The sequence below is a fragment of the Desulfosalsimonas propionicica genome (assembly GCF_013761005.1).
Lineage (GTDB): Bacteria > Desulfobacterota > Desulfobacteria > Desulfobacterales > Desulfosalsimonadaceae > Desulfosalsimonas > Desulfosalsimonas propionicica.
On record NZ_JACDUS010000008.1, the window covers coordinates 24,631 to 38,259 of the forward strand.

Below are 13,629 nucleotides of genomic sequence, written 5' to 3' on the forward strand. Positions count from 1 at the left end.
CGGACCGGAACATTTGCTCCAAAACAGGCGTTGTCCTCAATTTTTTTTATGATGAGCGTTTGAGGGCATAATCGGCCATCATTTCCAGAATTTCCCGGGTGGCCGAAGGTGCAAACCCCTCAAGGTGAACTTTGGCCTTGTGCACATGATCCAGGGCCTTTTGCCGGGCATCGGCCACTCCCTGGTATTTTTCAAGCAGGCCAAGCAGTTCAGCAAAATCGCTTTGGGTAAACTCCGGATTGCTGATAATGGCTTTCATGCGCCCATGATCGGTTTCACCGGCCCGGGACAGGGCATAGATCACAGGCAGGGTGAGTTTTCCTTCCCTTAGGTCCGCGCCCACGTTTTTACCCAGTTCCCCGGCATCCGCAGTGTAGTCCAGGATGTCGTCTGCGATCTGGAAAACCAGGCCCAGGTGTTTGCCGTATGCAGTCAGGGCGTTTTCCTGCTTTTGGGTGGCACCGGCCAGAATTGCGCCGCTTTTGCATGCGCTTTCAATGAGCACGCCGGTTTTGCGCCGGATGATATCCATGTATTCAGCTTCCGTGAGATCCGTCTGTCCCTTTTTGATGAGTTGGTAGATTTCCCCTTCAGACATCTGCTCGGTCAGTGAGGCCACCACCCGGATGATTCTGGGATTTTCGGTCTCAGCGGCAATGCATATGGCCCGTGCCAGTAAAAAATCGCCCACCAAAACGGTGACCGCCGCGCCGTAAAGATGATGGGCGGCTTGTTTTCCCCGCCGCATGTTTGCACCGTCGATCACATCATCGTGCATGAGCGTGGCCGTATGCAGAAATTCAAATGTGGTGGCAAATTTGGTGACAAACGGACTTTCATGACCGCAGATCCTGGCACACAGCACAATGAGAAGCGGGCGCAGGCGTTTTCCGCCCGAAAAAATCAAATGTCCGGCGGTCTGTTTGACCAGGTCAAGGTGAGGGTCGAGGTTTTCCACCAAAGCCATCTCGATTGCGCTCAGGTCGGGATTGATTTTTTCCAGCACCTGCTGCTTCATCCCGCTCATATGGCAACTCCTGTCAGGTCGTATTCCTCTGCATCCGTGATGCGGATTTTTATGATTCGGCCCGGAACAGCCGATTTGCCAGGGTTGTCGATAAAGGTGACCCCGTCGACCTCCGGCGCCTGGAACCGGGTCCTGCCAAAGAGCCGGCCGTCTTCTGCGCGGCCTTCAACCAGGACGTCTGTGCATTGGCCGATTTTTTTCCGGTTTTTGGCAAGGGAGATGTCTGCCTGGCGCATCATGACCACGTCATGGCGGTCCTGGGCAATCTGGGCGCACACGTGGCCGTCCAGGCGATGGGATGGCAGGTCTTCGGCGTCAGAGTAGACAAATGCGCCAAGGTGATCAAACGCCACCTTTTCCATGAATTCGAGCAGTTGGGCAAAATCATCATCTGTTTCCCCCGGAAAGCCCACCAGAACCGTGGTTCGCAATGCAGCATCCGGCATGGCCGAGCGAATGCGGTCAACCATTGTCGCCAGCGCCTTGCTGTCATGGCCCCGGCCCATGCGTTTTAAGATCCGGCCGCTGGCATGCTGGATGGGAACATCGAGATACCGGCATATGTTTGGATACGCGGCCATGGTATCCAGGAGCCGGTCATGGATCTGGTCGGGATGGCCGTATAAAAACCGGACCCAGCAGTCGGGCACGGCTTGTGCCACCTGCGCCAGCAAATCGGCAAACCGGCCCGGCGGGTTCTGATCCAGCCCCCATGAGGTGGTGTCCTGGCCCACCAGCACGATTTCGGCCGCCCCCTGGCCGGCCAGGCACCGGGCCTCTCCGGCAATATCGGCGGCCGGGCGGCTGCGCAAGGGCCCGCGAAGGGCCGGGATAATGCAATAGGTGCAGTGCCTGCCGCAGCCTTCCATAATCTTGACATAGGCAACCGGCCCCGGGGTCCGGGTTCTGGGGGTATCCGGGCCGGCCAGGGTGGTTTGTTCGGGCGGGGGGATGATGCATTTTCCTGCCACCTTGGTGTCTTCAACCGCATCTGCAATCCGGTCATAGGCCCCGGTTCCCAAAAATAAATCCACTTCCGGAAGGGCTTCTGTGGTCTGCTCTCCGTAGCGTTGGGGCAGGCATCCGGCAACGATGAGTTTTTGGCACGCACCAAGGCGCTTGTATTCGGCCAACTCCAGGATCTGCTCAATGGCCTCGTCTGCGGCAGACTCGATAAAGGCGCAAGTGTTGACGATGATGACCTCGGCATTTTCTGCCAGCCCGGCCATCTCGTGGCCCGCGGCAGAAAGCCGGCCGCTCATGACCTCGCTGTCCACCTGGTTTCGGGCGCAGCCAAGGGTTGAAAGATAGATGCGCATATGACAGCCGCGCCCTTATTCTCCGGTAAATACCGGTTTGCGTTTTTCCGAAAAAGCGGCAATGGCTTCCATCAGGTCTTTTGAAGGAATGATGTTGGCGCTCACCGAGGCCACGTATTTCAACCCATCCTCCACTGATTTCTCGGCTCCGTGGTTGAGCACGTCCTTTGAGGCCTGCACGGCCAGGGGCGGGTTGTCGGCAATCTGTGCGGCCAGTTTTTCCGCGCCTTCCATGACGGCTGCGGCATCCGGATAGATTTCGTTTACCAGCAGCATTTGGGCAGCCTTTTGTGCGTCAATGGTTTTTGCCGTATAGGCCAGTTCCCGGGCAAAGCCCTGGCCCACGATCCTCGGGATCCTCTGGAGCACGCCCACGTCGGCCACAAATCCCACTGCCGCTTCTTTTAAGCAGAACACGGCATCAGCTGCGCAGATCCGGATATCACAGGCGGTTGCCATGTCCAATCCCGCACCGATGCAGTGGCCGTGAATGGCAGCAATAACGGGCTTTCGGCACCATTCGATGCAGCTGATAGCGTCCTGCATGGCGGAAATCTTTTTCAAAAGAGACCATTTGACCCCGCCTTTCTGGTCCGAATCCATTAATTCGGGCATTTCTCCGGCCATACCCATCAGGTCGATGCCTGCGGAAAAGCAGGGGCCCCGGCCGGCAATCACGGCCACCCGGATGTCGGGGTCCTTGTCAATGTCTTCAAAGATGGGGATGCTTTCTTTCCAGGCCGGCGGGTTCATGGCGTTTTTCTTGTCCGGCCGGTTCAAATAGACCCATGCCACCGGCGGTTTTTTGATCACTTCGTAGAATTCATACTGGCTCATCTGGCCTCCCGGAAATATTTGTCCTTATTTTTTATGAAACCATCATTTTTTTTTCTGTGCATGTTTTTCAGCGCTTCGGGTCATGCATTCTTTGCAGTCGGGCCTGCTGTCGTCTTTTCCCTGCCGGTGTCTGGCAAAGCCCTGGATCCAGCTGGCATCGGTTCTGGGACAGGTTTCCATGTAATCGATAAAGGCCACCATCCGGTCCACGGCCGCCCGGTCCATGGCATGTTCCATGCGGCAGGCGTTGTCTTCGGCAATCTGCGGGTCGAGCTGGAGCACATGGGTGAGAAAGTTTTTGATCACCCGATGCCGTCGGTTGATTTCTCCGGCAACAGCCGTGCCTTTGCGGGTCAGGGTAATAAAGCTGTAGGGCTCGTAATTGATCAGGCCCTTTTCAGCCAGGCTTTTTAACGCACCTGTCACTGAGCCGCGCAATACGCCGCGCATTTCCGCAATATCTTTTACCCGGGCCACCTTCTGGGTCTTTTCCAGCTCCAGGATGGTTTCCAGGTAATCCTCCAGATTTTCAGATAAATCGATTCCTGTCATGGCCCCTCCTTGGTGAGTGAATCCTTTATCTCTATAACCGATTTTTTTACTGCAGGCAAACAAAAGGAAAAAAAATTAAATTATGTTTTGACAATGAATAAAGTTTGGTTTAGCAAACAAATAAAAACGATTTGATATTTAACGTTAATGGGCCTGTAAAAAGTCTTTTTTACAGGCAGTGTTAAGTTTTAAGTGATTAGGTGTTAAGTAAAATCAAAATCTTATTTCTTTATTGCTTGGCGATTATATCAATTTTAGAACTTTTACGATTCCATCAATGTTTGGTTTGGATAAAAAAAAGGAGTTTGAAATGATACAGGAAATCATTGTATTTGCCATTGTCGCCGCAGCCCTGGGATTTACCGGTCGCAGCATGTACAAAAAGTTCAGGACAAAAGGCCAGAGCGGGTGCGGCTGCACGGGCTGCGACCAGGACTGCGGCTGCGGCGGCAAGTGCTGAAACGCCCCTGTGCACCGGAGCCGGGCAATAAAGGCGGGTTATTGCAGAAAGGTTTGGGTGAAAAAATCAAAATTCAAGTCCCGGTACTGGCGGATGTTTGCGACGATCCGGCTGCCCTGGGTATCTTCCGGGGTGTCGCTGATGAATTTGAACAAAAAGCACGGGATTTCAAATCTGTTCGCAATCTGGACCACGGCGGCGCCTTCCATGTCCGAAAGCTCGGCTATGGCTGCGGTCTGCCGCCGCTGGTCCGGATCAATGACCGCCTCTTCCCGGGTGGCCAGGCGCAGGGTTGAAAACCCCTCCATAACAGAGGGCTTATGGCAGAAGGGTTCGTTGGTTTTGAAATGCCTGCGGTCTGTTTCCAGGGCCTCGCTGATGTGATGGATCCCGCCCGGGGGCAGGCCCTGTTGGTTTGCCCCGGCAGCGCCGGTGTTGACAATGGATTGAACAGATTCGCGCACACAGAGCCATGCACACGCAGCCGCCGCATTTGCCTTGCCCATGCCCGAGACCACAAGGATCACCCGGTTTCCGTAATAAACCGGAAACGGTTTTTTTTCAGAGCCCAGCCAGTTGATTTTTTCCACAAACGGCTTGGCTTCGATATAGGTGGCCATGATCAGGCCGATTCGATGATGTTTTGACATCGGGCGATTTGCTCCAGTTTTTCAATGGCCTGCCAGCCGGCTTTGCCGGGCGACAGGGTGTAGTCGTTGACATAGAGCCGGATGTGCTGTTCCGTGACCCGGTCGTCTATCTCCTGGGCGTGCTGCCGGATAAAATTCCGGCAGGATTCAGGGTGTTTGCGGGCATGGGAGATTGATGAACGGATCATTGCCTCAAGATGCGCCTTGCGGGCCAAAATTTCCGGGTCTTTGCGAACGGCGATGCATCCCAGGGGAATCGGCAGCCGGGTTTTTTCCTCCCACCATCGGCCCAGGTCGATGATTTGGGCACATCCGTACCGGGGGTACACGAACCGGCCTTCGTGGATGATCACGCCGGCATTCCATCTGCCGTCGCAAACGCCGGGAAGGATTTTTTCATATGGGGTGATCTCCACATTGGCAGCCTCGCCGCACCAGAGCCGGAACAGCAGGTGGGCGGTGGTGTATTTGCCCGGAACCGCCACCCGGGCCCCGGAAAGATTGGCCAAAGGGTCTTTTGCCACCACCAGGGGGCCGCAGCCGTGGCCCATTGCCGCGCCTGCCGCAAGCATTTCATACTTGTGCTGCAGCAGCAAAAAGGCGAAAAAAGACAGCTTGGTTACGGCAAACTCACCGGAAAAGGCCTTGCTGTTGAGGGTCTCCACATCCATCAGGTGAGGGGTGAAGCAAAACGGGGCCGTGTCCACCAAGCCTTTGATCATGGCATGGAATATAAAAGTGTCATTGGGACACGGGGAAAAGGCGATATCTGTGTTTTGCATGTTTTTTCTTTTGTACGGTTTAAAACCGTTTGATGATCCGGTATTGCGAATCACGCTGGACCGCCGCCCTGCCGGTGTTTCTGATCAGATCGATGAACTGCTCCATGTGTGCGGTTCGCCTGACCCCGGTGGCTTTGACCACGGTTTCCTCCATGAGCACCCCGCCCATGTCGTCAGCACCCATGGCCAGAGCGATCTGGGCCGGCTTTAGCCCTTCGGTGAGCCAGCCGGCCTGGATGTGTTCGACATTGTCCAGGTAAATGCGCGAGATTGCGACGGTTTTGAGGTAATCTATCCCGTCTGCGGCAGAAATGTCAGGCATCCGCGTTTGGGCCGGGGAAAAAGACCAGGGAATAAAGGCCTGGATGATGCCTGTCCGGTCCTGGACCCGGCGGACCGTGTCAAGATGCTCCATGCGTTCGGCAATGGTTTCTCCCATGCCGTAGGTCATGGTGGCAGACGATTTCATGCCGTGGGCGTGCAGGCCTTCCATGACATCGCACCATTGGGCCGCAGACAGTTTCCTGGGGCTGACCTTGTCCCTGATTCGGTCCACCAGCAGATCCGAGGCCCCGGGCACCGAATCCAGGCCTGCGTCTTTCAGGGCCATGATGACCGCATCAATGGATTTCCCGCTCTGCTCGGCCATGTGAACGATTTCCGCCGGGGAAAAAGAGTGGAGCCAGATGTCTGGAAACCGGGTTTTTACGGCTTTGACCATTTCCAGGTAATCATTTAGGCCGTATTCCGGATCAAGGCCGCCCTGCAGCATCACCTGGGTGCCGCCGGCTTCTGCCAGCTCCTGGACCCGTGCGCAGATGTCATCTGTGCTCAGGCGGTATGCGGCAACCCGGCCGGCCCTGGCGTGATAGGCGCAAAACGCGCATTCCGCCCGGCAGACGTTGGTGAAATTGATGATCCGGTCCAGGATAAAACCCACATGCTGCTCCGGGACAACGGCCCGGCGCCTGAAATCTGCCGCCCTGCCCAAAGCTGTCAGGCGCCAGTCAAACAGGGACGCGGCTTCGCTGTTGTTGATGCGTTGGCAGCCGTAGATTTTATCTTCCAGGGATGCGGACTGTGCGCGGCTTGTCATCTGTGCCTTCCTTGTCATGTCCCAGTCGGTATTCATTGATTTCAAGATTGCGGTCAAGAAAGCCAAGCGCGCCAACCGGCTCTATGAGCCCGTGGTCTGCGGCTGCATGGAAATAATAGCCCAGGGCCGCTTTTAACTCCGGGTTGAAATCAAACTGCAGCAGATCGTAATAGGCGCTGATATCATAATCAATATCCGGGTATTTTTCGCTCGCGGCTTTGATGACCGTCTGTTTTTCATCCGCCATGAGGCCGAGGGATTTGGAAAATGAATCAATCACCTCCAAAATCATGCGACCCTGTTTTTCCACCGCCTTTTTCTGCACCGCAAAAACCGCAAATACCACCGGCCGGCCGGTTTTCTGCAGCCACAGATCGCCGATGTCGTAGATGTAGGAAACCGGCCGGCCCAGGTTGACCATGGCGTCGTTTCCAATGATCAGGGCCGCTTCTGTATCGTCGAGTGCGGGCCTGGGCGGGGTTCTACAGTATTGCGGCAAAAGGCCGTAATGTTTTTCAAGCAGGATTTTGAGCAGGATTTCCGATGTTTTCGAAGCCCTTGAAATGCCCACCCGTTTTCCGTGGAGCTGCTCGATGGGTACCTTGCTGGCAAGAATCACCGAGCCCACATAACCCACCGAGCTAAGACAGAACCACGGCAAAAGCACGATCTGTTTCCGGAGGGGGGGATAGGCAGCCGCAGAAATCGGGCTCAAATCGATAACCCCTTGTTTTACCAGCCGGTTTAGGTCCTCCGGGAGGCCGGGTTTGACGTGCACGCCCTTGAGGGGCTTTTGGGCAAGCATGTGGTGGTAAAATGGGTAGCAGTTGAGATAATCAATGCAGCCGATTGTCATTTGCCTTCCGGTCATGTTGTTTCCCCGTAAAGCGCTGTTGTTCGTACCGGCCGGCCCCCGGCGTTTTCGATGATCTTTCGCAGCCGGGCCTCGGAGCTGAAATCCGGGGTTTGGGCCCCGGCCGAGTGGACCACCTTTTCATCGTAATAGGTGCCGCCCAGCTCGTCCACACCAAAGCTGAGCAGAACCTGTGCGGTTTTCTCCCCGAGATACATCCAAAGGGCCTTGATGTGGGCCACATTGTGCAGAAATATCCGGGCGGCCGCATAAATTCGGATATCGTCGTAGCCCGTGGATTGGGCCCTGGCCTGTTGGATGCCCGTGTTTGCGCCGTGGAAGGCAAGCGGGACAAAGGTTTTAAACCCGCCTGTTTTATCCTGCAGCTCTCTTATGGCTGCCAGATGGTCCACCATGTCCGCGATGGTTTCCCGGTGGTTGTAGAGCATGGTGGCATTGGTTTTCAGCCCTTGTTCGTGGGCGGTTTCCATGATTCGGAGCCATTGCCGGCCTGAAATTTTTTTGGGCGCGATGATTTTGCGAACGTCCGGAGAAAAGATTTCCGCGCCGCCGCCGGGCAGGGCGTCAACCCCGGCTGCGGCCAGGCGGCCGATCACATCGGAGACCGGCATTGCGCTTTGCCGGGCGAAATAGTCGTATTCCACGGCGGTAAAGGCCACGATCACCAGATCCTTTTTCACGCCCCGCACGCGGCGGATCATTTCCTCAAAGTAGTCAAGGTCCAGCTCCGGGTTGAGCCCGCCCACAATATGGACCTCGTCCACACCCCGGTCCACGGCCCGGCATACCCGGTTTTCGATTTCATCCAAAGACAGCACAAACGCGGTTTCATCACCCGGGTCGCACGAAAATGCGCATAAGGGACAGCGCAGTTCGCAGATGTTGGTGTAGTTGAGATTCATGTTGACCCCGTAGAAAACGCGGTTTCCGTAGAGCTGTCGGCGCTGGAAATCAGCCACCGCGCCTATCTCCAGGATGTCGTCTGTTGCCAGCATTTCTCCAAGCGCCCGGGTGTCCACGGGCTCGTTTCTGCACACCGTCTCTGCAATCCGCCGGATGCGGGGATTGGAAATGCCGGCGACAAATTGCTCCGGATCCTGCATGCTCATTTGTCTTCCCTGTTTTATCAATCGGTTGCGGGTTTTTTGTCCGGGGCCTGCAGCAAAGCTTCCCAGGAGTCAAACAGTCGGTGGGGTTTTGCCAGCAGATTTAAAATTTTGCCCACGATAAAGTCAACAGCGTCGTCCATTGTCCGGCCTTTTGTATAAAATGCCGGTATGGGCGGCACGATTTGGGCCCCGGCATCCATTGCCCTGCCCATGTTTTCCACGTGAATGCGGTTTAGCGGGGTTTCGCGGGGTACCAGAATGCATCCTCGCCTCTCTTTCAACGCCACGTCCGCGGCGCGGGCCGTCAGGGTTCCTGCATAGCCGTGGGCCACGGCTGAAAGGGTTTTCATGGAACAGGGCATGATCACCACCGCTGAAAACCGGGTGGTGCCGCTGGCTTCGGGCGCGTCGGTTTCGGAATCAGCCGATTCCCGGAAAAGGGATAAGTCCCTGACTTTTCCCCGCTGTGCTAAAATCCGGCAAAGACTTTGACCCGGGCTGAAATCTCCGGTCATTTCATGGCCGATGACTTTCCACGCCCCCTGGGATACGATCCCGGTTACCGCAGTGTTGCCGTTGATCAGTTCTTCGATCAGGCGGATGCCAAGAATCGAACCGCTGGCGCCGGTGAGTGCCACCACGATTCTCTGGTCTGTTTTGTTCTGCATCAGGCTCTTGCCTTTTTTAGAATGATGCGCGCAGCACGTCAGCCGCGGCCCCCAGAAACAGAATCGGGGCCACCCACATGTTTAGCCAAAAAACTGTCCGGATTGCCGGCCCAACAGGTTTTTTTCGGGCAAGCACCTGCTGCCGGGCAAAAATCACGCCAATTGCACAGACGGCTGCAAGATATAAAAACCCCATGTGGGTCAGCATCCCGGTTAAAACCATGGCTGCAAGGCAGATTGCATAACATGCGGTTGAAAGCAGAAGCGCGTTTTTATCCCCGAGCTTTGCCGGAATGGAATAAAGACCGCAATCACGATCAAATTTTGCGTCCTGGATGGCGTATACAATATCGAGTCCGGCAATCCAGGTCAAAATAACCGCTCCGGGCAGCAGGGCAAGGACCTCGAATCTGCCGGTCACGGCCAGATATCCTCCCACCGGGGCCGCGGCCTCCACTGCACCCAGAAAAAAGTGGGAACCGGCCCAGAACCGTTTGCAATAGGAATATGCAAACAGCATCAGTGCGGCCGGAAACGACAGGTAAAAGCAAAGCGGGTTGAGCATCCGGGCGGCAAAAACCAATACCAGCACGCAGGCCCCGGCAAGGGCCCACACCGCAGCCGGATGTATATCGCCCCGGGCGACCGGCCGGTTTTTCGTGCGCGGGTTTTGGGCGTCAATGCCCGCATCAATCACCTGGTTAAAAGCCATGCCCGCAGTCCGTGCAGCCGCCAGGGCTGCGGTGACCCAGAGCCAGGTTTCAGGGCGGGCGCCGCCGGCAAAAAGGATTCCCAGCCAGGCAAACGGCAGCGCAAAAAGGGTTTGCCGGACCAGGATGAGTTCGGAAAACCGTCTAAAATCCATACTCTTTCCAGCGTTGTGTGACTTTTTCCATGGTGGCCGCATCCATGGTGATCTCCTCTGGCCAGTCCCGGCCCATGCCTTCCTGCCGGGTTTTCCGGGTGGCGTCAATGCCCATCTTGCCGCCGTAGTCCGGGTACGGGGCAGAATGGTCCAGGGCATCAAGGGGCCCTTCGGACATGAGCACATCCCGTCTGGGATCCACGTTGTTTAGCAGCTTCCAGATCACGGTGGGCGAATCGCGCAGGTCCACGTCCTTGTCAAAGACTGCGATGAACTTGGTGGAGGCCATCTGGCCCAGCCCCCAGAGCGCGTTGATGGTTTTTTTGGCCTGGCCGGAATAGGTCTTGTCTATGGAAATCAGGGCGCAGTTGTGAAAGACCCCCTCCATGGGCAGTTCCATGTCCACAATTTCGGGCACCAGCATTTGCAGCATGGGCAGAAAGATCCGCTCCGTGGCCTTGGCCATGTAGCAGTCCTCCATGGGCGGTTTTCCCACCACCGTGGCCGGGTATACCGGGTTGTCCCGCCATGTGATGCAGGTGACACGGAATACCGGATAGATATCAGCCGGGGAATAAAAGCCCGTGTGATCGCCGAAAGGTCCCTCGATGCGGCTTTCTTTGGGGTCCACGTATCCTTCCAGGACAAAGTCCGATTCCGCGGGAACCAAGAGATCAACGGTTTTGGCCTTTACCACTGAAACCGGCCGGGAGGTGGCAAACCCGGCAAACATCAGCTCGTCGATCTCCGGGGGCAGGGGGGCGGTGGCGGCATAGGTCACTGCCGGTGATCCGCCCAGGGCCACTGCCACGGGCATTTTTTCCTTGCGCTCTTTGTATTTTCTGAAATGCCGGGCCCCGTCCTTGTTGTACTGCCAGTGCATGCCTGTGGAGGTGTTGTCGTATTTGTGCATCCGGTACATGCCCAGGTTCTGGATCCCGGTTTCCGGGTCCTTTGTTGCCACCAGGGGCAGGGTGATAAAGGGACCGCCGTCTTCCGGCCAGCAGGTGAGCACCGGCAGGCTGTCGAGCAGGGGGCCCGAGGTGGCCATGTTTTGCTGGCAGGGCGCGCGCTTTGTTTTTTTTGGCAGAATGTCGGCCATTTCCTTTAAGGAAAAAAGCATCCGGATTTTTTCTTTAAAATCGCCCGGCGGCCGTAGATGGAGCTGCTTTTCAACCCGGGCGGCGATCTGTGCCGGGCTTTGATCTCCAAGGGCGAGTTCCATGCGCCGGTAGCTGCCAAAGGAGTTGATCAGCACGGGATAGTCCGAGCCGCGCACGTTTTCAAACAACAGGGCAGGGCCGCCGGCCTTGCTCACCCGGTCCACGATTTCAGTGATCTCCAGGCGGGGATCAACCTCGGCACTGACCCTGTGAAGCTGTTTTTCATCATCCAAAACCCGGATGAATTGTTGCAGATTTTCAGGTGTCATTTGGATAATCTATTGTTTTCACGTTTTTTTATAATTTCATGGAGCATACGATCCTTCTTTTAGCAGGAATTAAAAGCGGTTGAAAACAGTTTTTCTGTTTCTTTTCACGGGGGCCGTGACACAGGTGTCAAAAGGGGCGAATCGTGTAATCAAAAAAGTTGGCGTTGCCGGCTCGGGCGCTTCTGTATAACGGCACATCTGTTTACAGGTTGTAAATAAAACTGTTTACCCCTGGAGCACAACAGGGTGGTTGAATCTGTTTGTTTCCTTTTTCCATGGGTCCTGGCTGTCCTTGTCTCGCGACTTTCCTGTGGCCCATTTTTTGCAAGATAAATTTTTTTACATTCAGATTCAGTGAAGAAAGGAGGATATGGTTCATGAGTTTTCCAAAGCTTTCACCTGAAGAAGCCGTTGCGGACATTTGCCATGGAGATACAATTTCATTCAGCGGTTTTTCCCCGGCCGGCGGGGCAAAGGCGGTGCCTCTGGCGCTGGCCGCCCGCGCCCGAAAGAAGCATGAGCAGGAAAAACCCTTCAAGGTCCGGGTTTTGACCGGGGCTTCGAGCGGGCGGTGCATTGATGAAGATTTGGCCCGGGCAGAGGCCGTTTCATGGCGGGCGCCCTATCAGTCCGGCGACACCCTGCGCCGACAGATCAACCGCCAGGAAGTTGAGTATGTGGATCATCATCTCTCCCATGTCCCCCAGATGGTGACCGAAGGTTTTTTCGGCGGCATCCGCATGGCTGTGGTGGAGGCTACGGAAATTACCTCAGACGGACGGATCTACCTGACCACCTCCATAGGCGCCTCCCCGACTTATCTGCGCCATGCCGACCAAGTGGTCATTGAGATCAATCAGGGCCAATCCCAGCGATTGCGGGAATTTGCCGACATCTATACGATGCCGCTGCCTCCGCACCGAACGCCAATCCCGATCTATGAACCCTTAAACCGGATCGGTGTGCCCTATGCCACGGTGGATCCAAGAAAAGTCATCGGCATTGTGGAAACCAACGAGCCTGACGCCGTGCCGGATTTTTCCGGATCTGATGAAATCAGCCGCGGCATTGCCGAAAACGTTGTTGAATTTTTGTTCAATGAAATGCGTGCCGGCCGTATACCCCCGACCCTGCTGCCGCTGCAGGCCGGTACGGGCAACGTGGCCAACAGTGTAATGGCAGCCCTGGGCGCCAATCCGGATATTCCAGGGTTCTGTATGTATTCGGAAGTCTGCCAGAATGCCATGATTGATCTTATGATCCAGAACAAAATCCGGGGAATCAGCGCATGCAGTCTGACGGTCACTGCCGCCAAACTCCGGGAAATTGTGGACAACATGGACTTTTTCGCTTCCCGGATCGTGCTTAGGCCCCAGGAAATTTCAAACCACCCCGGCGTGATCCGGCGCCTGGGGGTTATTGCCCTGAACACGGCCCTTGAACTGGATATCTATGGCAATGTCAACTCCTCTCATATTTGCGGAACCCATATTGTCAACGGTATCGGCGGCAGCGGGGAATTTACCAGGAACAGTTATCTGTCCATATTTATGACGCCCTCAACTGCCAAAGGGGGCAAGGTTTCGGCCGTAGTGCCCATGTGTCCGCATATAGACAACAATGAGCACTCGGTACAGATCGTGGTCACCGAACAGGGGCTTGCCGACCTGCGAGGCCTGGGACCATTGCGCCGTGCGAAAACCATCATTGACAACTGCGCTCATCCCCGGTACCGGAACTATTTGCATCAGTATATCCGTGAAGCCCCGGTGGGTCACATTCCCCATGATCTCACGCGCTGCTTTGAAATGCACCGCAATTTTATGCAATACGGAGATATGCTGCCGGAAGGGTGAGGCGGATTTCAGCGCCGCTGGCACCCGTATGCGGGGTCATCAGAAGCGGAGGAAAAGCAACGGTCCGCACCATGATCATCCTTGTGGCCATGCGTCGAGGGA

The 13,629-nt window shown here is 55.7% G+C and carries 14 protein-coding genes; 2 read left to right on the forward strand and 12 right to left on the reverse strand.

The annotated features are described in order from the left end of the window. Positions 1-46: 46 nt before the first annotated feature. From HNR65_RS12720 to HNR65_RS12735, 4 genes are read right to left on the reverse strand one after another with little or no spacing between them, the layout of a single operon-like run. The gene (locus HNR65_RS12720; protein WP_181551895.1) at positions 47-1,027 is read right to left on the reverse strand and encodes a polyprenyl synthetase family protein; all 981 of its coding nucleotides are present in this window, start codon (positions 1,025-1,027) and stop codon (positions 47-49) included. Next, complete coding sequence (gene rimO / locus HNR65_RS12725) at positions 1,024-2,346, reverse strand: 30S ribosomal protein S12 methylthiotransferase RimO (protein WP_181551896.1); 1,323 nt, start codon at positions 2,344-2,346, stop codon at positions 1,024-1,026. The genes HNR65_RS12720 and rimO overlap by 4 nt, the downstream gene beginning before the upstream one ends. A gap of 15 nt (positions 2,347-2,361) precedes the next feature. Next, entirely contained in the window at positions 2,362-3,183 is an 822-nt protein-coding gene (locus HNR65_RS12730; protein WP_181551897.1) for a crotonase/enoyl-CoA hydratase family protein, read from the reverse strand. A gap of 42 nt (positions 3,184-3,225) precedes the next feature. Next, on the reverse strand, positions 3,226-3,735 hold the full coding sequence (locus HNR65_RS12735; protein ID WP_181551898.1) for a metal-dependent transcriptional regulator: 510 nt from the start codon (positions 3,733-3,735) through the stop codon (positions 3,226-3,228). A gap of 310 nt (positions 3,736-4,045) precedes the next feature. Between HNR65_RS12735 and HNR65_RS12740 the strand changes: the two genes are divergently transcribed. Next, complete coding sequence (locus tag HNR65_RS12740) at positions 4,046-4,195, forward strand: FeoB-associated Cys-rich membrane protein (RefSeq protein ID WP_220128388.1); 150 nt, start codon at positions 4,046-4,048, stop codon at positions 4,193-4,195. 38 nt (positions 4,196-4,233) lie between these two features. Here HNR65_RS12740 and HNR65_RS12745 read toward each other — a convergent pair whose 3' ends face one another. From HNR65_RS12745 to HNR65_RS12780, 8 genes are read right to left on the reverse strand one after another with little or no spacing between them, the layout of a single operon-like run. Continuing rightward, complete coding sequence (locus tag HNR65_RS12745; RefSeq protein ID WP_181551900.1) at positions 4,234-4,845, reverse strand: phosphorylase family protein; 612 nt, start codon at positions 4,843-4,845, stop codon at positions 4,234-4,236. Beyond that, a complete protein-coding gene (locus tag HNR65_RS12750; RefSeq protein WP_181551901.1) occupies positions 4,818-5,627 on the reverse strand; it encodes a 1,4-dihydroxy-6-naphtoate synthase in 810 nt (269 codons plus the stop codon). The genes HNR65_RS12745 and HNR65_RS12750 overlap by 28 nt, the downstream gene beginning before the upstream one ends. Before the next feature lie 19 nt (positions 5,628-5,646). After that, entirely contained in the window at positions 5,647-6,723 is a 1,077-nt protein-coding gene (locus HNR65_RS12755; RefSeq protein ID WP_181551902.1) for a CofH family radical SAM protein, read from the reverse strand. Next, positions 6,686-7,579, reverse strand: coding sequence for a menaquinone biosynthetic enzyme MqnA/MqnD family protein (locus HNR65_RS12760; protein WP_181551903.1), 894 nt, complete (start codon positions 7,577-7,579; stop codon positions 6,686-6,688). Before HNR65_RS12760 ends, HNR65_RS12755 begins: the two co-directional genes overlap by 38 nt. An 11-nt stretch (positions 7,580-7,590) precedes the next feature. Next, a complete protein-coding gene (locus tag HNR65_RS12765) occupies positions 7,591-8,706 on the reverse strand; it encodes a radical SAM protein (protein WP_220128389.1) in 1,116 nt (371 codons plus the stop codon). A gap of 17 nt (positions 8,707-8,723) precedes the next feature. After that, positions 8,724-9,374 (reverse strand): UbiX family flavin prenyltransferase, encoded by a 651-nt coding sequence (locus HNR65_RS12770; protein ID WP_181551904.1) that lies wholly within the window; start codon positions 9,372-9,374, stop codon positions 8,724-8,726. Between the two features lie 16 nt (positions 9,375-9,390). Beyond that, complete coding sequence (locus HNR65_RS12775; protein WP_181551905.1) at positions 9,391-10,239, reverse strand: UbiA-like polyprenyltransferase; 849 nt, start codon at positions 10,237-10,239, stop codon at positions 9,391-9,393. Continuing rightward, on the reverse strand, positions 10,229-11,671 hold the full coding sequence (locus HNR65_RS12780; protein WP_181551906.1) for a menaquinone biosynthesis decarboxylase: 1,443 nt from the start codon (positions 11,669-11,671) through the stop codon (positions 10,229-10,231). The genes HNR65_RS12775 and HNR65_RS12780 overlap by 11 nt, the downstream gene beginning before the upstream one ends. 377 nt (positions 11,672-12,048) lie before the next feature. Between HNR65_RS12780 and scpC the strand changes: the two genes are divergently transcribed. Further along, on the forward strand, positions 12,049-13,527 hold the full coding sequence (gene scpC / locus HNR65_RS12785) for a succinyl-CoA:acetate CoA-transferase ScpC (protein ID WP_181551907.1): 1,479 nt from the start codon (positions 12,049-12,051) through the stop codon (positions 13,525-13,527). Positions 13,528-13,629: the final 102 nt, after the last annotated feature.

What these genes read in the sequence shown, in the direction of transcription:
- HNR65_RS12755 (WP_181551902.1), bottom strand. Translation starts at nt 6,723, where the DNA reads ATGACAAGCCGCGCACAGTCCGCATCCCTGGAAGATAAAATCTACGGC.
- HNR65_RS12750 (WP_181551901.1), bottom strand. Translation starts at nt 5,627, where the DNA reads ATGCAAAACACAGATATCGCCTTTTCCCCGTGTCCCAATGACACTTTT.
- HNR65_RS12730 (WP_181551897.1), bottom strand. Translation starts at nt 3,183, where the DNA reads ATGAGCCAGTATGAATTCTACGAAGTGATCAAAAAACCGCCGGTGGCA.
- scpC (WP_181551907.1), top strand. Translation starts at nt 12,049, where the DNA reads ATGAGTTTTCCAAAGCTTTCACCTGAAGAAGCCGTTGCGGACATTTGC.
- HNR65_RS12735 (WP_181551898.1), bottom strand. Translation starts at nt 3,735, where the DNA reads ATGACAGGAATCGATTTATCTGAAAATCTGGAGGATTACCTGGAAACC.
- HNR65_RS12745 (WP_181551900.1), bottom strand. Translation starts at nt 4,845, where the DNA reads ATGTCAAAACATCATCGAATCGGCCTGATCATGGCCACCTATATCGAA.
- HNR65_RS12760 (WP_181551903.1), bottom strand. Translation starts at nt 7,579, where the DNA reads ATGACAATCGGCTGCATTGATTATCTCAACTGCTACCCATTTTACCAC.
- HNR65_RS12720 (WP_181551895.1), bottom strand. Translation starts at nt 1,027, where the DNA reads ATGAGCGGGATGAAGCAGCAGGTGCTGGAAAAAATCAATCCCGACCTG.
- HNR65_RS12780 (WP_181551906.1), bottom strand. Translation starts at nt 11,671, where the DNA reads ATGACACCTGAAAATCTGCAACAATTCATCCGGGTTTTGGATGATGAA.
- HNR65_RS12770 (WP_181551904.1), bottom strand. Translation starts at nt 9,374, where the DNA reads ATGCAGAACAAAACAGACCAGAGAATCGTGGTGGCACTCACCGGCGCC.
- HNR65_RS12740 (WP_220128388.1), top strand. Translation starts at nt 4,046, where the DNA reads ATGATACAGGAAATCATTGTATTTGCCATTGTCGCCGCAGCCCTGGGA.
- rimO (WP_181551896.1), bottom strand. Translation starts at nt 2,346, where the DNA reads ATGCGCATCTATCTTTCAACCCTTGGCTGCGCCCGAAACCAGGTGGAC.
- HNR65_RS12765 (WP_220128389.1), bottom strand. Translation starts at nt 8,706, where the DNA reads ATGAGCATGCAGGATCCGGAGCAATTTGTCGCCGGCATTTCCAATCCC.
- HNR65_RS12775 (WP_181551905.1), bottom strand. Translation starts at nt 10,239, where the DNA reads ATGGATTTTAGACGGTTTTCCGAACTCATCCTGGTCCGGCAAACCCTT.